The sequence below is a fragment of the Thermomicrobium sp. 4228-Ro genome (genome assembly GCF_026241205.1).
GTDB lineage: Bacteria > Chloroflexota > Chloroflexia > Thermomicrobiales > Thermomicrobiaceae > Thermomicrobium.
In genome coordinates, this window is record NZ_JAPFQM010000006.1 from 722,778 (window position 1) to 741,390 (window position 18,613).

Here is an 18,613-nt window from a genome sequence, read left to right on the forward strand (position 1 = left end):
ACCTTGCGATGCCGATGCGCGGAAAGGCGTGGTAGACTGCCGTGGAAGCGATCGGAGTGGGCCGGTGCGTGTCGTCGATCCGATCCTCGACCGGGCAGGTCTCGAACGGAAGCTCGCGACGACCCCGTACCATGTGGATCGGGAGCGAGCGCACATCTGGATCATCGATCCGGACGTCTGTCTGCAGTGCGAGCGGCAGCAGTGTATCGTCTGCTGCCCAGCTGCCTGTTACACACCCTTGCCGGACGGGCGAGTGAAGTTCTCCTACGAAGGCTGCGTCGAGTGCGGCACCTGCCGGATCGTCTGTTACGAGTTCCGCAACATCGCCTGGACGTATCCGCGCGGCGGCTTCGGTGTCCAGTATCGGTATGGGTAGCTGCCCCTCGCTACTGGAGCGCCAATGCTGCGTGCTCTGCCGCTCCGGAACTCGTACCGCGATCCGATGAGAGAGATCGCAGCACACGGCGGAGCTGTTCTTCCTGCGGCGCGCCGATGCCCGTGAAGATCACGTGGCCGCCCGAGTCGAAGACGATGAGTTGGTCGAGGCCCCGGGCGCCGAGACGTCTCGCTGCTGTGCCGTTCGCATCGAGCGCATACCGCAGCGTGCCAGGTGGGATGCCAGCTCGCCGAAGAAATTCCTCCATCATCGCTGGTGAATCGGTCGGGTCAACGGACAGAAGAACGAACCGTACAGTCGAAAACTCCGGAGCGAGCGTCGCGAGCACCTGGGCACCGGGAACGCAGGAGGGGCACCAGCTGGCTACGGTGTAGAGAACGACCGGACCGCTGCTGGGTCCACCGATCTCAAGCGTGCTTCTTCCGTCGTCGAGCGTGAGGGTCACGAGCGGAGCTGACGAAAGCGATGCCGTGCCGGGTAACGCAGCGGGCGCGCGGCCTCGAAACAGGAGAACGACGACGGTACCGAGTAGAACGAGCGTGAGCACGAACCCGAGGAGCACGGTTCGTTGCCCACGCGACCGGGGCGTGCGTCGCGTCGTCCGGGTGCTCATCGTGTGCGGATCCTTCCTGCCCTCTCCGAACAGCAGCCGGATGCTGGCCCTGGCGGTGACGGGATCGCTGGAGAGCGACCGGTGAGCAACGGTACCCATCGCTCCTGGTTCACGAGCGCACTACCGCGGTAGGTCACGGCGCCATTCGGATCGAGGACGAGCAGCTGATCGACGGTCGCGAGTTCCAGTTCGCGCGCGAGCTTGCCGTCCGGGTCGACGACCCAGACGAGATGTTCGACACCGAGAGCGTTTTGCAGCTCGAGGAGACCGCTCTCGTCCTGTCCCGGTGCGAGATCGAGCACGAGCGCGAGGACGTCCGGCCGCTGCTGAGCGACCGACTCGAGTGACCGAATCGCGGGAACGCACGAAACGCATCCTCGTGAGCTGATCGCCAAGACGGCGAGCGTGCGTCCCCGAAACGCCGTCAGGTCGAGCATGTCCGCAGTGACGACCGAACCGACTCGCGGGACCGTCGTGGCGCGGGCAGGCGAGCCCGGGAATCGATCAGGAGATGGGGACGCGAGAGGTGGGTTCGGAGTCGATCGCCTCGCTCGTGCGGGAGTCGTGTCCGGCGGTCGTTGGGCCGTCCGCTCACGATTCGACTGGCAGGCAGAGACCAGGGCGAACAGAACCGAGACGAGGATCACGACGAGTTTCCGATCGGCTCGGGTTTTCCGGATGTTCGCCATGTCGACCCCTCATTCCCGGCGAGACCGCAGCGTGGCCTACCGTTCGGCTGAGCGGCTCTCGAGCAGCGATGCACGCTGCAGGCGAGAGGAACAGCACGGTTCCAGCTTTCCGCGTGCTGAGCGATGCCGGCGCAGCAGCATCACGAGTCGCGTGCCTCCGAGCGCAACCGCTGTGAGACCAGTGACGAGCACGGATGTCGGAACCGAGCGCGAGAGGCTGAGGCCGACGAACGCGAGGACTGGCCAGCTGCACGGGCAGGCCAAGGTCAGGATCGTGAAGAGAGCAATCTTTCGGACAGTACCCATCGCAGACCTTCCGACTCGGCGATCCAGAAACCGAGTAGGGCCTAGGGTCCACCCTCGCTCGCGGAGACGTGGGAGTGGTGCCCTGCCAGCAGTGCTGCCTCTGCGCTGGACGTTGCGCAGCAGGCCGCCTGAGCGGACCGCTGCCAGCGATGCAGGAGAGCCAGAAGCAGTCGAACCACGAGTGCACCCGTAAAGGCAACGAAAAGGGCTTGCTGCCGATGGATGAAGAGCCAGTTCAGCGGTGGAGCGGTCCACAGGGCGGTGGGTTGCCACTCCCGAACCGTCCGCAAGAGGGCGAGGCAGAGAGCGAGTCCGGCCAGGGCAACGTCCAGGATTCGTGACCACGTATCCCGGGCGACGATTCCGGCGAGAGTGAGCAGCACGGCGATCGCAGCCAGAAAGACGTGTTCGAACCGGCTGAGATACGTGAAGGCAGCGGTGCCGCCGAGCGTTGCCAGCGCGAGCGCGAGCCACTGGATGACGAGCCAACTGCAGCAGGCTATGGCGGTCACAGCCAGGGCCCCGACCGTTGCGAGACTCTCGAGGACAGTACTGACCGGCTTCGCTGGTCGCGCTGTTCCCGCAGTGATTTCGTCCATCGCTGATTCCGCCTTTCGAGGTGCCCAGGCCGGCCCTGGGCACAGTGTAACGCATACGCAATTCCGTATGCAACAGGTTCATTTTTTACTAGCGAAGGAAAAATGGCTCGACCCTCGTATACTTCGGCTCGGCTCCGTCGCTGTGGCTGGCTCGCGCGCTGGCGGATCTGGTCGAGGTGTCCCGCGTTCTACCCGATCCCCGATGCCGATTCTCGGCTCGCGCGAGACGCTCGGCAGGTTCGAGCGTGCTCGCGGATTCGCATCGGTGCAACGCAGAACGCGTCGCTCGGTGGCTTCTCCTGGCGAGAGACAGCAGGGTCGTCCGTGGCCGCGCCAGGTCACGGAAACGTCTAGACTTTTCCCGGGCGTCGTCTCGCCTCCAGCGTACTCGTTGCAGGGCAGCATGAAAGGAGACGCCCCATGTACTGGTGCCGCTTGCATGTCCTGGTGTGCACAGCCAACCACTGTACCCAAAAGGGTGCGCAGCAGGTCGCCGCGCGCTTGCGCCTCGAGCTCAAGCGTGCTGGTCTCGATGCCGAGATCATGGTCAATACCTGCGACTCGATCGACCTCTGCGACATCGGTCCCAACATCGTCGTCTATCCGCCGGGCTGGATCTATCGGAACGTCCAGGTGAGCGATCTGGCCGAATTGATCGACTCACTGCGCAGGGGTGACCGGCCGGTGGAGCGCCTGCTCCTGCGCCCGGACTCGGAGGACGAGGCGCGCCGGCGGGCGCTCTATCGCGAAGCCGTCGAGCAGGAACCACTCTCAGTGGATGCGTTCGCCGCGCTCGCCCAGCGTTACGGCTTCGACGAGGCCTGGGTCGCTGAGCAGGCCCGTCGTGGCTTCATCGCCCGCAAGCCCGGTGAAGGCGGCGACCGGATTACCGTGACGAGCAAAGCGCGGCATCGGTATGGTCTCGCCAGCGACGAATGAGTCCTGCGATCGAGAAGATACGAGCAACGACCTGCCGTGTGCTCCGGTCGCGGGATGGCATTGCCCGAGCTGACGCTCATTTTGCGTGTTGCAGATGGTGGGGAGAGGAGTACGCAGCACGTCATTCGTCCGTGAGGAGTGTGACAGATTGGCACCATGTTCTGGAAGACATTTTTCCGGAAATGTGCTAGACTTGTGGTAGCGGGAGGGAAGGTGGAGTGGGGGTTGACCGGATGCTGAGGAGGTCGGATGGCGAGAGAAGCAGAGCAGGTGCTGCCGCCGGGCACCGGTAAGCTCCGGCGGTTCGCGCACCCGGCAGAAGCTGAGTTCGCGGCGTTTCTGGACTTCTATCGCATCGCCTGGGAGTACGAACCCCGAACGTTCCCGCTCCGCTGGGAAAACGGTCGCGTCATCGAGCAGTTCACCCCGGATTTCTATCTCCCCGAACAAGACCTCTACGTCGAACTCACCACGATGAAACAGAGTCTGGTTACCCGCAAGCACCGCAAGGTGCGTCGCCTCAAGGAACTCTATCCACACGTGAACATCGTCCTCCTGTACCGCAAGGACTATCACGAGATCCTCTCGCGGTTCGGTTACGGTTCGGTCGACATCACCTCGCTCCGGCCGGACCAGATCGAGCGGGTGCTGTTGAGCCCGGCGGAGATCCAGCGTCGCGTGGCCGAGCTGGGCCGGCAGATCTCCGAAGACTACGCGGGTGAGTCGCTCCTGCTGGTGGGCGTGCTGAAGGGAATCACCTTCTTTCTCGCTGATCTGGCGCGGGCGATCACGCGGCCGCTCGCGATCGACTACTTGCAGCTCACGCGTGACCTGCGCCAGGGGGTGGCGATCCGCAAAGATCTCGACCTCGACATCCGCGGGAAGCATGTCTTGCTCGTCGAAGATATCGTCAATACCGGGCTCACGGTCGACTTCATCCTGCGCACGCTCCGCGAGCGCGAGCCAGCGAGTCTCGAAGTCTGTGCCCTACTCGACAAGGCCGAGCGCCGGCTCGTACCGGTACCGGTGAAGTACGTCGGTTTCACGATTCCCAACGAGTTCGTCGTCGGATACGGGCTGGATTATCGCGAACTCTACCGCAACCTGCCGTTCATCTGTGTCCTCAAGCGCGAGGTGTACGAAGCGAACGGGAACGGCTACACGGAGGGCGAGTCTCGTCACGAGGCCGTGATGGCTGTCTCTACCTGATCGCCTGCCGGGAGCGCGTCTCCGGTCGGCTCAGGTTGGCACGACGGGCAGTAATATGTCCCGCGTCCGACGATCGTCCGCTTCACGATCGGGGTAGCGCAGCGGACGCACGGTTGTCCAGCGCGTCCGTGGACGTACGGAAATTCGCCGAGCGGCGGAACAGCACGACCGTTACGGATCTCGGCTCCGCCGATCGGTACGGCGAGCGCGAGCACCGAACGGATCGCCTCGTACAGGCGTTCGATTTCTTCATCAGTGAGGCTTCCGACCAGCCGCTGCGGATGCAGGCGGGCGGCCCAGAGGCTCTCGTCGACATAGATATTGCCGAGCCCGGCGACGACCGTCTGGTCGAGCAGCGCTGCCTTGAGCGCGGTGCCACGGCGATGGGTGAGTCCGCGGCGGAGTGCCTCGAGCGTGAACGCCGGACTCAGCGCATCGGGGCCCAGTCCGAGCGACGCGACTGTCGTCGGCAATTCCTCGGGGAGCACGAGCTGGACGCGCGCGAAATGGCGAATGTCGGTGAGGAAGAGCTGAACGTCGGGTGCGAAATCGAGCCGCAAGGCAGTCGACTTGTGGGGAAGCGGCGCGTCGTAGGGTGGAACGGGATGGCCAGCGGCGAATCCGGGGATCGTCGACCCGCGGGCGACGAGCTGACCGGTCAGTTTGAGGTGGACGAGCAACGCGAGGTGCGGGAACCGGAGCCAGAGATACTTCCCCCAGCGCCCGACATCCTGGAGTGTATCGCCGACGATGAGATCGAGCGTGAGGCCAGCGGGCGCGACGATCAGGCGAGGTCGGTAGAGCTCGTAGCCGGTGCAGCGGCGGCCGACTAACTGTTCGGCGATCCCGCGCCGGGCTGCTTCGACCTCGGGGAGTTCAGGCACGGTGCCCGCCCCCTGCCGGAACCGCGGTCGTCTCCGGCTGCGCGACTGGAGCCGGTGGCCGGATACCGAGCCGTTCCCAGTCGACTTGCCAGAAGCGTGGATCGAACGCATCGACTTCCTGACGCGTATCCAGCCGGTTCCAAAGAGTGGGGAACGCGTAGATTGCCTTGCCTTCGAGCACGATACGGCGGGCGATACCGCCTGGTCGAGTGACCGGGAAGATCTCGCGCGGTGGGCGACTGATCACCTCGGCCTGGAACCAGCCGTGCTGCGGACAGCGCCCAGCATGGAGTTGCCAAGGCAACCGTGCCGTTACCTGCCCGAGGTGGCGTATGACGACATCCTCGAGCTCGCTGCGGCAGAGCGGGCAGCGCAGCGGTGTGGTTGGCTCTCGCCGAACGGTCTTCATGGCCGCTCGTCCCCTCACCGAGAGAAGGTGTGGTCGCTCCCGTCCGGAGCTCCTCGCTGACGATCATAGCACGTGCATGCCGTGGGCGCGTCGGCACGCGGTTCTCGAGGTAAAGGCGAGAGCAGCCCCTGTCCGTGCGGCGGATGCATCGCTCGGACGGGGGCGCCCGAGCCTGCTGGCTGCAGACTGCGGTGTCTGGGTGCTCTTGACTCCGGTAGTGATATGAATTGATATGTGAACCAACGCATCTCCTCGTGAAAAGACAACGCGAAAGGGGCGCAGCATGTGGGCGTGGACACGGCGTGACCTGCTGCGGGCTTCCTGGGCGATGCTCCTCACCGGCTCCCTGGTCGCTTGCCGCGGTGGTGCAGCTCCGACGTCGATGACTGCTCCGGGCACGCCTCCGCCGGTCACCACACCGATGGGAGCGGCGACGCCTGCCCCGACGCCGACCGAGGCGCTGCGGCGAGGGGGTATCCTCGCGTTCAACCTCCCCGGTGATCCGGTGAACTTCGACCTCCATCAGGCCGGCACGAGCACCGATCTCTGGTGTCTTCATCCCTGCTTCGATTCGCTCCTGCAGTTCGGAACGATCAGACGAAACTACTGCCGAACCTCGCTGAACGGTGGGAAGTATCACCGGACGGGCTGGTCTACACGTTCTTCTTGCGCCGTGGTGTGCAGTTCCATGACGGGAGCCCCTTCACGAGTCGCGATGTCGTGGTGAACTTCGAGCGCATTATCAATCCACCGGAAGGAGTCAACAGCCCGCCGGCGGTCTTCTTCGATACGGTAGATCATCTGGAAGCGCCGGACCCCTCGACCGTGCGGTTCGTCCTCACGGAGCCGTATCCCTCGCTCGTCTCTTTCGTCGCGATCCCGTGGTGTGGCTTCTATCCGGCCCATCTCATCGAGTCTGGGGCGGATCTGCGGGAGCCACAGAACATCATCGGCACGGGACCGTTCCGCTTCAAGAGCTACACGCCATCGGTGAGCTACGAGCTGGAGCGGAACCCGAACTATTACGATCGGAACCTACCGTATCTTGATGGTATCGTCGCGTATCCGATGGTCGATTGGAACGCCGCTTCGCAGTCGTTCCTCGCCGGGCAGCTGCACCTGTACCGGTCGCTCACGGCACCACCGCTCGATCTCCTGGAGAGTCAGCCGGACGTTCGGGTCGTCGGTGTGCCGACCCTGCTCGTCTGGACGCTCTACACGAATGCCGCGAACGTCGAAGCGTTCAAAAATCAACGCGTTCGTCTCGCCATTTCGCTCGCACTCGATCGTGAGGGCTTGATCGCGAGTTTGACCGAAGGCCGGAGCCGGCTCTCCGGCTGGATGCATCCCGATGGCGCCTGGGCCTTACCGGAGGAACGCGTTCGCAGTGTCCCCGGGTTCGGCAGCGACAAGGCGGCGGATATCGCCCGGGCAAAACAGCTCCTCGCCGAAGCAGGCTATCCGAACGGCTTCGATGTCGAGTTGCTAGCGTTCAACCTGGACGTGTCGACCCCGAGCTCCATCGCTGACCAGCTCGGTCAGATCGGTATCCGCGTCCAGACGCAGATTCTCCAGCTCGGGGAGTACGTGAGCCGGCTGCAGGATCGCGCCTATCAGCTCGTGCTCGGTTTCGATGCGCCGTGGCTCGACGAGCCTAAGGCGACCTTTGCTTCCTGGATGACGAATGATCCCGATACGTCGTTCACTGGCCTGTGGTAGGACGAGTTGATCGCTCTCTTCGAGCGAATCCTGCGTGAGAGCGATGAAGCGCAGCGGCGGACGATGGTGAACGAGCTGGACTATCTTACGCTCGCTGAACTGAGCTTCGGGAAGATCTCCGTCTACCGACCGGTGATCTGGCATGTCTATCGCCCGGGCGTCGTGGCCAACTGGACGCCGCAGCCGAACTATAACCTGACGGAGAAACACCAGCTCACCTGGCTGCGGTTCTGAGCCGGGGATGAGTCTGCACTGGTCGCTCTGCCACTCACACGAGACGAGGCGGCCCGCATCGCGCCGGGCCGCCTCGTTGACCTGCTCCGGTTACCGCTCAGTCGAAGAGCAGGACGCCCCGAATGACCTTGCCCGCCTCGAGATCGTGGTAAGCCTGGTTGATCTCGTCGAGGCGGTAGCGGTGCGTCACCAGTTCGTCGAGCTTGAGCTTACCGTCCCGATAGAGGTCGAGCAAGCGCGGGATATCGACGCGTGGGACGTTATGGCCGAAAATCGTGCCGAATACCTCTTTGGCCATGAGCATGAACATGAGGTCGAGCGGGTGGGTCTCCGGTTCGTTGGGATCTTGCCCGATCAGCCCGACGATGACTGTGCGCCCGGCCTTGCGCGTCGCGCGGGTCGCCGTTGCCAAGAGTGCTGGTGTGACGAGGCCAGCGGTGAGGATGGTCGCGTCAGCACCGACCCCATGGGTAATCTCCATGATGCGTTGCACCGGGTCCTCCCGGGTGGGGTTGATCGTGTGCGTAGCGCCGAACTCCTTCGCCTTCTCCAGCTTCCAGTCCACGAGATCGATGGCGATCACCTTCTCGGCACCCGCCATCGCTGCCCCTTGCACCGCGTTCATCCCCACGCCACCGGTGCCGAAGATGGCGACCGTCTCGCCGGGACGCACCCGTGCCCGGTTGACCGCCGCACCCCACCCGGTCGGGACGGCGCAGCCGACCAGACAGGCGCGGTCGAGCGGCAGATCGGGGTCGATCTTGATCACCGAGTCGACCGGGCAGACCGTGTACTCGCTGAACGCCGACACCAGCGCGAACTGGGCGATGTCCTGGCCATCCTTGTGCATCCGGAAGGTGCCGTCGAGTTGAGTGCCCTGGGTTAACAGGATACCACGGTCACAGAGGGCGGCCAGTCCGCTCAAGCACCAGCGGCACTTGCCGCAGGCAGGAATGTAGCAGAGCACGACGTGGTCGCCCGGTTTGACCTCGGTGACGCCGGGGCCGACCTTCTCGATGATCCCGGCACCTTCGTGCCCGACGACCATCGGAAAACGGACCGGGGACTGCCCTTTAGCGAAGTGCCAGTCGGAGTGACAGAGGCCGGTCGCCACCAGCTTGACGAGTACCTCCCCTTCTTTCGGCTCGTCGACCTCGATCTCCTCGATGCTGAAGGAGCGTGTCGGACCGTACAAGATCGCTGCTCGAGATTTCATCGCATCCTCCGTTCCTTTAGCCTTGAACTTCAGCTGAACCGTCCGAATCGTAGCATGGCTGTCGGTAGGTGACAATCGGAGTGTTCGGTATAGTTGAACGCGCGTGCCTGTGCAGGACTTGTGTCGGCTCGGTCGAGTCACCCGGGTGGGGAGCACGAAGACCCTGCTGTGTCAGGGTGGAACACGCAAGCGTGCTGGAACCGTTCTGGCGCATCTCTGGGTTGCTGTCCCAGCCGTTGCGGTACTTGCTGGTCGCTGGGCTCTCGGCTATGGTAGACAGCGATTCGCGTGAGTAGGCGGGAGACGGGGGGATCGATGGCCGATCGAGATGTGATCGAAGCACTCATCGCGACCTACCGGGAACTGAACCGACGATTCCGGCCAATCCTTGTAGCGATGAACGCTGGGGTGGGCTCGATCGACGATCCGACAACGCCGCTCGGTATCCTCTATCGTCTCCGCAACCGGGAACTCAATGCGTCGCAGGCGATCAAGGAGATGCTCCGGCGAGGAGAGCGGACGATCCTCGACGATGAGGGTGAGCCGCTGCTCACACTGCAGCAGGCTGTCTCGGGTTTGACGGCGACGGTCTTGTTGAGCCAGTTCGGGACAGCGCGCGAGGCGACGCTCGCCATGGTGCGCGATCTTCCCGACGAGGTGTGGCAGGAGGAGTTCGAGACGCCGCGTGGGCGGATGACGTTGCGGGCCTATCTGGAGACGCTGGTCGCGCGGGACCGCGAGGCGATTCGGGCGCTCGAAGAGCGCTTGGGGCAGCTGGCTTCGCGCAGTTAGCACGCGGGGCGCGCGAGTGGCGCCTGCGCCCCGGGGGTGAACGATGCCGGCGCCGCTCCTTCCCGTCTTACATGCCGCTGTTTTGCCGGTCGATGCGCTGCGCGCTTGGCATCTCGATCCACCGTTGACGGTTCTCCTCCTGAGTATCGCGGCTGGCTATCTCTTGGCCCGGCGGGCCGCAGCGCGGGCTGGCCGGGCACTCCCGTCACGCTGGCGTGTCGTCGCGTTTCTGGGAGGGCTCGAGGCCGTGGCGGTCGCGCTGATGGGGCCGCCCGATCATGGCAATGCGGTGCGGTTCAGTGTCCACATGGCGCAGCATACGCTGTTGATGCTCGTCGCTGCACCGCTGCTGGCGCTCGGGCAACCTGCTCGCACGCTCGTTCGCAGCTTGCCGCCACCAGCACTTCGCTGGCTAGCCGGACGACGCGCCCTCGTGGCGTCGCTCAGGGTGATCGCGCATCCCATCACCGCCTTCCTTGCGGTGGTCGGGCCCTTCGTGCTCTGGCACTATCCGCCGTTCTACGAGGCGGCGCTCCGGATCCCTGCACTGCACGAACTGGAACACGCGAGTTTTCTCGGTGGGGCGTTCCTGTTCTGGTGGGTGTTGCTCGACCCCTTCCCGCGGCGTCGCCGCTTGTCGGCGACGACTGCCCTCCTGCTCGTTTTCGCGACCTGGATGGCGACCGATCTGGTCTGTGCCACGGTGACGCTGGCTCCACGCCCCTTCTATCGTTCCTACACCGAGACCGCTGCGCTCTGGGGGATCGATCCACTTGCTGACCAGCGGCTCGGCGGGGCGATCATGTGGGTCGGTGGTGGTGGCCTCTACGCGGTGGTGCTCCTCGTGCTGCTCGTGCGGTCTGCGCGACCAGGGACGGTCGCGAGGCGTGCGCGTGCGTCGGAACCGGCTCGTCTTCTCTTTCCGATCGCAGTGGCAGCGCTTGCGGTGGTGCCGCTCGTCTTTCTGAGCTTGGGTGTCATCGCGCCGGTCATGGCACGCGATGGTGACGTCGTGCAGTGGGAACGCGAAGATCCGCAATCGTTCGAGCGCCGGGTCGAGGCGTTCGTCGCGGCGTATCGAGTCAGCGAGCGCGATGGGCGACCGGTCGTCGCTCCACCGGCCGGCGGCGAAGCCCTGCTCGTCGGACGAGCGGAAGGCTGGTACCCGCTGCTGGAACTTCAGCGTGGCGTCGAGTACCAGCTGGTGGTCTCGGCTCGCGACAGCGCACACGGACTGTTTGTCGATCTCGGTGGACGGCGGCTCACCGTGCGGGTCCTCCCGGGCCACGTGGCGGTGGTCCGCATTCGAGCAGATCGGGCAGGGGAATATCCGATCCTCTGTACGGAACTGTGCGGCCCCACGTTCCGGTCGATGACCGGGCTCGTCATCGTGAAAGAGTAGCGCGCAGCTCGGTCGCCGCGCACTGCTCTCTCCGGGGAGAGGACGGTTCCCCCGAGAGGAGGGCCGGTGCGAGAGGACGCTCGGTCCAGCACGGGCGACGAGTGATGGACTGGCCGGTCCATGGTCCGTGCCGGAGCGTGGCGACGGCGCCTGTGCGAGTGGCTGCCCTCTGGTTCGCGAGACGACCGCTCGTCCTCATCTCATCTGGCGCGACAGCGTCAGTCCGGGGAGCCACTGGGCTCGGGAAGCTCGTGGTGTGGGAGCGGCTGCCGCGAGCCAGGTCGGTGCGACGCTCGCGAGACCGACGAGACGCCCTCCGCGGTATCGTGGACGCCGGGACCAGAAGGAGCGGTACAGGACTGTCGAAGAAGTGTGTGTCGATGTGGACGATTAGATTCCGGTATTCTGTACATACCGGTTTTGAAAGTATTGTTACATTCTTGTAACGCTGCTCGTGGTCACTGCCCCTTGACACGGATTGTCGTCAACCGACACTATAAGAACAGAACTCCTGACGGAAGGAGAGTAGGATGGAGCATCGTGACGAGCGAGCCGAGCGCATCCCCTGGCCGCAGGTGCTCCTGGACGACATCTTCCTCATCCTGATGGCGGGACTGGTCGTGCCGACCCTGTTCTATCTGATCTGGGGATTGATCGATCTCGGCTTCATCCCGCTCTTCGGTCGGTGACGGGTGTCCAGCGGGAGGTATCGCGATGGCCAGCCGGGTGAGTACGCTGGCGAAACCGCGCGGTGTCTGGTGGGAGGGGTTGGGTCGTGACGAGCGGCTCTGGGTGTGGTTGACGGTCATCTGGGGCGTCGCGATGTTCCTGATGATCGCCTTCGTCTGGCCGCTCATCGGGCAGGAGCAAAACCGGCTGAGTTCGTACCGGGTTGACCCAGCGACCTTCGCTTCCCAGGCGGAGGCGTTCATGAAGCAGTACCGAGTCGGGGAGCTCGATGGGGTGCCGGTCGTGGCACCACCGGCTGGTGGGGACGTGTACCTGGATGCGCGCGCCTTCGCGTGGCAGCCGGTGATCCGGCTCAAGCGCGGTGAGACGTACCGGTTCTTGATCAGCTCGCGCGACGTGCAGCACGGTTTCTCGCTGGTGATGCCACCGCACAGTATCAACGTGCAGGTTCTGCCGGGTTACGTGACGGTGCTGAGGCTGACGCCCGAAGAGACCGGAGAGTTCCCCCTGATCTGCAACGAGTACTGCGGGCTCGGTCATCATCTGATGATCGGACGGGTCATCGTCACAGAGTGAGGTGCGGCCATGGCGACGATCGGTGCGATGCGACGGTGCGAGGTCACAGGGCTCTCGGTCGACCGGCACGCCGAGCGTCTCATCATGCTGAATGCGGTAACAGCAGTCGTTTATTTGACGATCGGCGGTATTCTGGCGTTGCTCATCGCGCTCACTCGCTGGCAGGCTGTCCATCTTCTCGCTCCGCAACGGTTCTACGAGTTCGTTTCGACGCATGGCATGGTGATGCTGATCTTTTGGATCCTCTTTTTCGAGGTTGCCGGGTTGATTTTCGCCAGCACAGTACTGCTCAGTGCGCGGATGGTCATCCCCTGGCTCGGTTGGCTTGCCTACTGGCTGATGCTCGGAGGATCCGTCGTCGCCACGCTCCTGATGCTGAGCGGGCGTGCGACCGTCATGTTCACGTCGTATCCGCCGCTGCGTGCCGAGACGCACTGGTATTACGCAGCCGTCCTGGTGTTCGCGGTCGGCGCGATCCTGGCAGTGGTGCACTTTTTCCTGAACATCGTCGCCGCCCGGCTGCGTGGCGAGGTGGAGAGTCTTCCGCTCTTCACCTTCGCGTTGATGGGAGCCGCCATCATCGCGCTCTGGTCTTTGGTGTCGGGTGCGCTGGCTCTTTTCCCAGTCTGGCTCTGGACGCTCGGTGTCATTCCCGAGGTCGACCCTGGTATTTACCGCTTGCTCTACTGGGGACTGGGGCATGGGGCTCAGCAAGTGAATCTCGCCGCGATGGTCGGTGTCTGGTACGGGCTGGCGAGTCTGACGACCGGCGCGCGGCCGCTCAATGAGGGGTTGAGCCGGATCGCGATCGTGCTGTACGTCCTGTTCATCAATATGGGCGCGATGCATCATCTGCTGGTCGATCCCGGGCTCGGGACCTGGGTGAAGAACGTGAATGCGAGTTACTTCATGTACGCGGCGGTGATGGGAAGCTTGATCCACGCCTTCAGCATCCCGGCCTCGATGGAGTTGGCATTGCGTGAGCGCGGGTACCGGCGTGGACTCTTCGAGTGGTTGCGTCGTGCGCCCTGGGGTGAACCGGGTTTCGCGGCGCTCGTCGTGAGCATGATCCTCTTCGGGCTCCTCGGTGGCATCAGCGGGGTCATCATCGGTGGGCCGCAGGTGAACATGATTTCGCACAATACCTTGCTGGTTCCAGCCCACTTCCACATGACCGTTGTCGCTGGGACGACAACAGCGTTCATGGGGATCGCCTACTACCTGGTGCCGCTGATCTTCCAGCGGCAGCTCTTGTTCCGCCGGCTTGCCCAGTGGCAGCCGTACGTCTACGGGTTCGGCATGTTGATCTTCGGCATCGGCATGGGGTTGGCTGGGCACTGGGGCGTTCCCCGACGACACTGGGATATCACGTTCTCGACAGCTCCGGCACTGGGCATGAACCTGATCGACCTCCGCCCCGAGATCGCGGTCTTCCTGGCGATGATGGGGATCGGTGGAATTATCGCTGTCGTGGGCGGTGCGATGTTCGTGTTGGTCGCGGTCGCGACCGTTTTCGTCGGACAGCGGACACCGCGGCCGGTCGTCGGTCGAATCGTTCCGGAAGCGTTCAGCCCGTATCCGGTGATCGCTGGTGGAAGCGGGGAAGCGGCTGCGTCTGGCGAGCACAGTCGCTTTGAGGTTCCTGGCACGCTGGTCATTTCGGTCGCTTTCCTCATCTTGTTCATTTTCCTCTATGGGTTCTCGTGGTTCGAATTGAGTCGGGTGCCGTGGAAAATCGGGTGATCTCCGACACCGTCCTCACGGTCGGTGCGTTACGCTCACTGTGGTAGACTCGCGTCGAGCGAGTCGTGTCGGTAGACGACAGGTTAGTCGGGGGCCGCTATGCGTGAGTCGGGAGAGGGACAGCCAGGACTTCGCTGGCTCGCGCTTGCTACCGCTCTTGCAGGGTATTCGCTGATCGTTATCGGCGGAACGGTCCGCGTGACCGGTGCAGGGTTGGGATGCGGTCCGGAATGGCCGCTCTGTAATGGGCGCATCGTTCCCGGGTGGGATCTCTTGGCCTGGATCGAGTACGTGCACCGGTTGATCGCGCTCGCGGTAATCCTCCTCACCGGCATAGTTGCAGGAGTGGGCTGGCGAGCGCGGGTATCGGACCGCTGGGTCAACCGGCTCCCGCTTGTCGCGGTCGGATTGGTTCTCTTGCAGGCGCTCCTCGGTGCGGTGACCGTTTGGACGCACCTCGAAGCAGCGGTCGTCGCGCTGCATCTCGGTGTCGCGCTGAGCTATCTCGCGGTCGCCCTCATCCTGACCTTCCGAACCTGGTTTCCCGCTCTCGCTCGCCACGCCGTGCACTCACCGCTCCGCCCCTGGCTGCTGATGTCGCTCGTCACGGTGTTCGTCCTGATGCTCAGCGGTGCGTATACGGCTAAGCGTGGGGCCGGGTTCGCCTGCCCAGAGTGGCCGTTCTGTGGCGGCTTTTGGCTCCCGACCGGCTGGACGAATGTCGACGTGCATCTGACGCACCGGTTGCTCGCGCTGGTCGCCATTTTCTCGGTCGTTTTGCTGGCCTGGCAAGCCCGGCGCGTCCGCAGCGATGCACCGTGGGTCGTCGGGCTGACGTCGGCAGCAGCTGTCCTCATGGTGGCGCAGGTCTTCGTCGGGGCAGCCAATATCTGGTTCCACCTGCATCCGGCCGTGAGCGTCGCGCATCTCGCGGTCGCGACGGTCATCTGGGTGCTCCTCGTCCTGGCGACGCTGGCCGACCGCGCGTTGCCGGTGCTCGAGCGAGAAAGCTCGCGGGCAGGAGCGCGCGTGGAGCGCAACCGCCCCCTCCGGGCGGTGCTCCGCGACTATGCTGTCCTGACGAAGCCGGGCGTGATGGTCTTGTTGCTCGTCACGACGCTCTGCGCGATGCTCGTGGCGGCTCAGGGACTGCCCGCGCTCGGCACGCTCTTCTGGACGCTGGTCGGTGGGGCGCTGGCGTCTGGGGGTGCAGGCGCTATCAACCACTATGTCGATCGGGACATCGACGCGGTGATGACGCGGACGCGACGCCGGCCGTTGCCGGCTGGTCGGCTGGCGCCGGAGTACGCGCTCGTTTTCGGCGTGGTGCTGAGCGTGCTGGCAGTCTATGTGCTCACGGCGTTCGTGAACCCGGTCGCAGCGCTCCTGTCGCTCGCGGGAAATCTCTTCTACGTCTTCGTGTACACCATCTGGCTCAAGCGGTCGACGCCGCAGAATATCGTGATCGGTGGTGCGGCGGGTGCGGTACCACCGCTGGTCGGTTGGGCGGCGGTCACCGGACAACTGAGTGTCGCTGCGCTGCTGATGTTCCTGCTCGTCTTCGCCTGGACACCACCGCACTTCTGGGCACTGGCCCTCTACAAGCGCGGCGACTACGCCGCAGCGGGGGTACCGATGCTGCCAGCCGTGCGGGGCGAGGAGGAAACGCGGCGGCAGATTCTCGTCTACACGGCCGCGATGGTGCTGACGAGCCTCCTCTTCTATCCGCTCGGGGTGCTCGGTCTACCCTATCTCGTCGCAGCAGCGGCTCTCGGCGCCCGCTTCCTCTGGCTGGTGGCTCGGCTCTACCGCGAACGGAGCGATCGCCTCGCGAAGAAGGTCTTCCTGTACTCGATGCAGTATCTCGGGCTGCTCTTCGCGGCGATGGTCGTGGACGCGGTGGTGTTTTGAGCCACAGCGAGACGCTTCTCTCGGTCATCGCCGGTTGTACCCTTCCCGCGAGTTTCCTGACGCGACCCGAGCTGCTGGTTCCTCGGTAGCGTCGCGTTGCTTGTGGGGCCACACTCGTCGGCGTTTCGCTGCAGGCAGAGCCGCAGGCCCGTGCCGGATATGGCCGCGGCGCGATGAGCCAAAGCCGCTCCAGCGGGGTGCGGGAGGGCTGTCCGATCCACCACCAGTGGCCAACGAGAGCGCAGAACGAGCGAGTCGCTGCTGCCCCACCGCGCTCCTGCTTGCGGGGTGCCGCTGTTCACCCGGAATGGTCGAGTCTCCTATCGGTGTCGCGCACGCTGGCCACGACAGCCAGGAGTTCGCTGATGCCCCGTGCCTCGTCGCCGATCCGCCGTTCCCAACTTTCGCCCCGTGCGGCTGGGGTATCGTCCACACCCGTGGCAGTGTCCAATAGGTGGCGTGCTCGTGCTTCCTCACGCTGGAGTGCGAAGGCGACGAGGCGGTTACCTTCGCCGAGAATGAGCCACGCGGTCGAGGTGGACTCGTCGGCCAGTTGGAGGATCACAGCGGGACCGGTCGTTCCAGTGTCGAACCCTTCCACCTGATCCGGCCAGCGGTGCGGGTGCGTGTGCAACCGTTCGAGAGCTTCCTCGGCTGCTCTCGTGTCGGGATACGTGATGACGAGGCGTGTGACTGAACGGAAAAGCGGTGGGGTCAGCCGCGTGAGCCGCTCGGCAGCCTCCAGCACCGGCTGACCCGGCAAGGCGAGTGGAACGAGCGCTGCGCTGGCCTGCGCGGGTGCGAGCGTCTCCGCCCGACAGGGCACGAAACGGCAGATGGGTACGGTCTCGCTGGTCAGGCGAACTCCAGCGAGCGGTCCGGGGACAGATGCGACGGTCATCGGTTCCAGGCCAGTCATCTGCAGCACGTCAGCGAGGAGAGCCTCGCGCATCGCTGTGCGTTCTGGGGTCGTGGATCCGAACGAACTGAGCGCATCGACCAGGTCTGGGGCAACCTGCTCGATCGTCGACCGAAGGGATGCCTGCCACCCTCTAAGCGTGGCCGCCTCGAGCACGAGCAGGAAGCGGTCCCGTTGGACTGCAACCAGTGTGCTCTCGCCACTGATGTCCTGGTAGGTGTGCGTCGATGCCCAGAAACCTGTCGCGTGCGTACTGCGCGCGAGCGGTCGCGCGTCGGGAAAGCTGGCGGCGCTCAGGCGCACTGCTTCTCGGGCCTGCGCGGGATCGCCGAAGGTGAGGAGAGTTTGCACGAGGACGAGTGGGATCGGCATCGTCTCGATCAGGATGGTGCGCGAGCGTGCGGCGGTGGGTGTCACCGTGATGCCGTAGGCACGAGCGAACGCTTGCCAATCCTCCGAACCGGGCACGAACTCGTGCTCGTCCATTTCGCAGATGGCGAGGTGGCAGACAGCGAGCGATTCCGGACCGAGCAGGCGAGGAACGGGATCCGTCGCTCGGGAGACGCTCACCGGGGCGGATGGCCGGCTCGTCCAGAGCGCGAGCCCGCTGCCCAGAAACGAGAGCGCCACGAGCCCGATCACAGCGACCAGGACGATGCGCCGAAGCACCATGAGCGTAACCCTTTCAGTCGAACCAGCAAACGGCTGAGTAGTTCGAAATATTGCGGCGGTCGGCTCGCCACGGCGTGACCCACCAGCGGCCGGGAACGCCGAGCTTCGATTGGGGTGCCCGCATCCACCAGGTCCACTGGCCGATGCAACCGTGGCCACTCGAGCAGGTATCCTGGTTACCGGCTGAACCGTGGAACTGCGGGCTGTAACAGGACGGTCGGCTCCAGATGGCGAGGACGTGTGGCCGGTAGTCGACGAACGGAAACTCCCAGTGGTCGCCGCGGATTCGAGCCCACCACAAGTACTGGGCGTCGCGTTCCAGCTGTTGCGCTTCAGCTCGGGCGGTGCTGCTGGCGGGGACCGGCGGGACGAGGAGCGTCACCGCGAGAACCAAAGTGAGCCAGAGTCGAGAGAACTGTCCCATCGCTCTCTCCTTGCCCGGTCGCTCCGGGCGTCGGATGGCTTACGCAGGCGAGTGCGCAGGAGACTGCACGGCCCTCGGTCTACTCGCGCACAACAGAGCAGAGAGAGTTGTCAACAGGTGCCTCCACTCCGCGACGCCTCGGAATCGGGACGGATGCCTGACGGGATCCGGAGTCGTGATGCGAGTCCTGAGGCAGGCGTCCTCTTCGGTGCGCACGAGGAGGCCTCGCTCGTCGAGTAGGCTGAGCGTTCGGGGGTACCGCAAACGGGC

Annotated in this window: 20 protein-coding genes; 11 read left to right on the forward strand and 9 right to left on the reverse strand. The window is 64.5% G+C overall.

What is annotated here, in order from left to right; translation table 11 throughout:
• Positions 1-64 precede the first annotated feature (64 nt).
• Positions 65-376, forward strand: a complete 312-nt coding sequence (locus OO015_RS12755; protein ID WP_265941745.1) for a ferredoxin family protein — start codon at positions 65-67, stop codon at positions 374-376.
• A gap of 10 nt (positions 377-386) precedes the next feature.
• Here OO015_RS12755 and OO015_RS12760 read toward each other — a convergent pair whose 3' ends face one another.
• From OO015_RS12760 to OO015_RS12775, 4 genes are read right to left on the reverse strand one after another with little or no spacing between them, the layout of a single operon-like run.
• Positions 387-1,010: a TlpA family protein disulfide reductase gene (locus tag OO015_RS12760; RefSeq protein ID WP_265941747.1), complete on the reverse strand. Its 624-nt coding sequence runs from the start codon at positions 1,008-1,010 to the stop codon at positions 387-389.
• Positions 1,007-1,699 carry a TlpA family protein disulfide reductase gene (locus OO015_RS12765; RefSeq protein ID WP_265941749.1) on the reverse strand — a complete coding sequence of 231 codons (693 nt, stop codon included), beginning with the start codon at positions 1,697-1,699 and terminating at the stop codon, positions 1,007-1,009. The genes OO015_RS12760 and OO015_RS12765 overlap by 4 nt, the downstream gene beginning before the upstream one ends.
• Before the next feature lie 36 nt (positions 1,700-1,735).
• Positions 1,736-2,005 carry a hypothetical protein gene (locus OO015_RS12770; RefSeq protein ID WP_265941751.1) on the reverse strand — a complete coding sequence of 90 codons (270 nt, stop codon included), beginning with the start codon at positions 2,003-2,005 and terminating at the stop codon, positions 1,736-1,738.
• A gap of 41 nt (positions 2,006-2,046) precedes the next feature.
• Positions 2,047-2,604 carry a hypothetical protein gene (locus tag OO015_RS12775; protein WP_265941753.1) on the reverse strand — a complete coding sequence of 186 codons (558 nt, stop codon included), beginning with the start codon at positions 2,602-2,604 and terminating at the stop codon, positions 2,047-2,049.
• A 420-nt stretch (positions 2,605-3,024) separates the two neighbouring features.
• Here OO015_RS12775 and OO015_RS12780 point away from each other — a divergent pair, with 420 nt between their 5' ends.
• Both OO015_RS12780 and hpt read left to right on the forward strand, forming a co-directional pair.
• A complete protein-coding gene (locus tag OO015_RS12780) occupies positions 3,025-3,543 on the forward strand; it encodes a (2Fe-2S) ferredoxin domain-containing protein (protein ID WP_265941755.1) in 519 nt (172 codons plus the stop codon).
• A 249-nt stretch (positions 3,544-3,792) separates the two neighbouring features.
• On the forward strand, positions 3,793-4,752 hold the full coding sequence (gene hpt / locus OO015_RS14115; RefSeq protein WP_323053869.1) for a hypoxanthine phosphoribosyltransferase: 960 nt from the start codon (positions 3,793-3,795) through the stop codon (positions 4,750-4,752).
• Here the strand turns inward: hpt and mutM are convergent.
• A complete protein-coding gene (gene mutM / locus OO015_RS12790) occupies positions 4,722-5,636 on the reverse strand; it encodes a bifunctional DNA-formamidopyrimidine glycosylase/DNA-(apurinic or apyrimidinic site) lyase (protein ID WP_265941757.1) in 915 nt (304 codons plus the stop codon). The genes hpt and mutM overlap by 31 nt on opposite strands.
• Positions 5,629-6,045 carry a hypothetical protein gene (locus tag OO015_RS12795; RefSeq protein ID WP_265941759.1) on the reverse strand — a complete coding sequence of 139 codons (417 nt, stop codon included), beginning with the start codon at positions 6,043-6,045 and terminating at the stop codon, positions 5,629-5,631. Before OO015_RS12795 ends, mutM begins: the two co-directional genes overlap by 8 nt.
• Before the next feature lie 549 nt (positions 6,046-6,594).
• On the opposite strand from OO015_RS12795, the gene OO015_RS12800 reads away from it, so the two are divergent.
• Together OO015_RS12800 and OO015_RS12805 are read left to right on the forward strand one after the other, a co-directional pair.
• The gene (locus tag OO015_RS12800) at positions 6,595-7,764 is read left to right on the forward strand and encodes an ABC transporter substrate-binding protein (protein WP_265941761.1); all 1,170 of its coding nucleotides are present in this window, start codon (positions 6,595-6,597) and stop codon (positions 7,762-7,764) included.
• A 6-nt stretch (positions 7,765-7,770) separates the two neighbouring features.
• A complete protein-coding gene (locus OO015_RS12805; protein WP_265941763.1) occupies positions 7,771-7,998 on the forward strand; it encodes a hypothetical protein in 228 nt (75 codons plus the stop codon).
• 97 nt (positions 7,999-8,095) lie between these two features.
• Here the strand turns inward: OO015_RS12805 and OO015_RS12810 are convergent, their stop codons facing one another.
• Positions 8,096-9,214, reverse strand: coding sequence for an NDMA-dependent alcohol dehydrogenase (locus tag OO015_RS12810; protein ID WP_265941765.1), 1,119 nt, complete (start codon positions 9,212-9,214; stop codon positions 8,096-8,098).
• Positions 9,215-9,529: 315 nt separating this feature from the next.
• Between OO015_RS12810 and OO015_RS12815 the strand changes: the two genes are divergently transcribed.
• The 6 genes from OO015_RS12815 to OO015_RS12840 all read left to right on the forward strand — a co-directional run bounded on the left by OO015_RS12815 (position 9,530) and on the right by OO015_RS12840 (position 16,328).
• The gene (locus OO015_RS12815) at positions 9,530-10,006 is read left to right on the forward strand and encodes a hypothetical protein (protein WP_265941767.1); all 477 of its coding nucleotides are present in this window, start codon (positions 9,530-9,532) and stop codon (positions 10,004-10,006) included.
• Between the two features lie 43 nt (positions 10,007-10,049).
• Entirely contained in the window at positions 10,050-11,408 is a 1,359-nt protein-coding gene (locus OO015_RS12820) for a cytochrome c oxidase assembly protein (protein WP_265941769.1), read from the forward strand.
• A gap of 530 nt (positions 11,409-11,938) precedes the next feature.
• On the forward strand, positions 11,939-12,097 hold the full coding sequence (locus OO015_RS12825; RefSeq protein WP_265941771.1) for a hypothetical protein: 159 nt from the start codon (positions 11,939-11,941) through the stop codon (positions 12,095-12,097).
• A 25-nt stretch (positions 12,098-12,122) separates the two neighbouring features.
• The gene (locus OO015_RS12830) at positions 12,123-12,674 is read left to right on the forward strand and encodes a cytochrome C oxidase subunit II (protein WP_265941774.1); all 552 of its coding nucleotides are present in this window, start codon (positions 12,123-12,125) and stop codon (positions 12,672-12,674) included.
• Between the two features lie 9 nt (positions 12,675-12,683).
• Positions 12,684-14,417: a cytochrome c oxidase subunit I gene (locus OO015_RS12835; protein ID WP_265941776.1), complete on the forward strand. Its 1,734-nt coding sequence runs from the start codon at positions 12,684-12,686 to the stop codon at positions 14,415-14,417.
• 99 nt (positions 14,418-14,516) lie between these two features.
• Positions 14,517-16,328: a heme o synthase gene (locus tag OO015_RS12840; protein WP_265941778.1), complete on the forward strand. Its 1,812-nt coding sequence runs from the start codon at positions 14,517-14,519 to the stop codon at positions 16,326-16,328.
• Positions 16,329-16,626: 298 nt separating this feature from the next.
• Here the strand turns inward: OO015_RS12840 and OO015_RS12845 are convergent, their stop codons facing one another.
• Together OO015_RS12845 and OO015_RS12850 are read right to left on the reverse strand one after the other, a co-directional pair.
• Positions 16,627-17,919 carry a hypothetical protein gene (locus OO015_RS12845; protein ID WP_265941780.1) on the reverse strand — a complete coding sequence of 431 codons (1,293 nt, stop codon included), beginning with the start codon at positions 17,917-17,919 and terminating at the stop codon, positions 16,627-16,629.
• Positions 17,920-17,932: 13 nt separating this feature from the next.
• A complete protein-coding gene (locus OO015_RS12850; RefSeq protein ID WP_265941782.1) occupies positions 17,933-18,343 on the reverse strand; it encodes a hypothetical protein in 411 nt (136 codons plus the stop codon).
• Positions 18,344-18,613 lie beyond the last annotated feature (270 nt).

Excerpts from the sequence above, each read along its gene's own strand:
- OO015_RS12760 (WP_265941747.1), bottom strand. The coding sequence starts at position 1,010 with ATGAGCACCCGGACGACGCGACGCACGCCCCGGTCGCGTGGGCAACGA.
- OO015_RS12765 (WP_265941749.1), bottom strand. The coding sequence starts at position 1,699 with ATGGCGAACATCCGGAAAACCCGAGCCGATCGGAAACTCGTCGTGATC.
- OO015_RS12770 (WP_265941751.1), bottom strand. The coding sequence starts at position 2,005 with ATGGGTACTGTCCGAAAGATTGCTCTCTTCACGATCCTGACCTTGGCC.
- OO015_RS12775 (WP_265941753.1), bottom strand. The coding sequence starts at position 2,604 with ATGGACGAAATCACTGCGGGAACAGCGCGACCAGCGAAGCCGGTCAGT.
- OO015_RS12780 (WP_265941755.1), top strand. The coding sequence starts at position 3,025 with ATGTACTGGTGCCGCTTGCATGTCCTGGTGTGCACAGCCAACCACTGT.
- hpt (WP_323053869.1), top strand. The coding sequence starts at position 3,793 with ATGGCGAGAGAAGCAGAGCAGGTGCTGCCGCCGGGCACCGGTAAGCTC.
- OO015_RS12795 (WP_265941759.1), bottom strand. The coding sequence starts at position 6,045 with ATGAAGACCGTTCGGCGAGAGCCAACCACACCGCTGCGCTGCCCGCTC.
- OO015_RS12810 (WP_265941765.1), bottom strand. The coding sequence starts at position 9,214 with ATGAAATCTCGAGCAGCGATCTTGTACGGTCCGACACGCTCCTTCAGC.
- OO015_RS12815 (WP_265941767.1), top strand. The coding sequence starts at position 9,530 with ATGGCCGATCGAGATGTGATCGAAGCACTCATCGCGACCTACCGGGAA.
- OO015_RS12820 (WP_265941769.1), top strand. The coding sequence starts at position 10,050 with ATGCCGGCGCCGCTCCTTCCCGTCTTACATGCCGCTGTTTTGCCGGTC.
- OO015_RS12825 (WP_265941771.1), top strand. The coding sequence starts at position 11,939 with ATGGAGCATCGTGACGAGCGAGCCGAGCGCATCCCCTGGCCGCAGGTG.
- OO015_RS12830 (WP_265941774.1), top strand. The coding sequence starts at position 12,123 with ATGGCCAGCCGGGTGAGTACGCTGGCGAAACCGCGCGGTGTCTGGTGG.
- OO015_RS12835 (WP_265941776.1), top strand. The coding sequence starts at position 12,684 with ATGGCGACGATCGGTGCGATGCGACGGTGCGAGGTCACAGGGCTCTCG.
- OO015_RS12840 (WP_265941778.1), top strand. The coding sequence starts at position 14,517 with ATGCGTGAGTCGGGAGAGGGACAGCCAGGACTTCGCTGGCTCGCGCTT.
- OO015_RS12845 (WP_265941780.1), bottom strand. The coding sequence starts at position 17,919 with ATGGTGCTTCGGCGCATCGTCCTGGTCGCTGTGATCGGGCTCGTGGCG.
- OO015_RS12850 (WP_265941782.1), bottom strand. The coding sequence starts at position 18,343 with ATGGGACAGTTCTCTCGACTCTGGCTCACTTTGGTTCTCGCGGTGACG.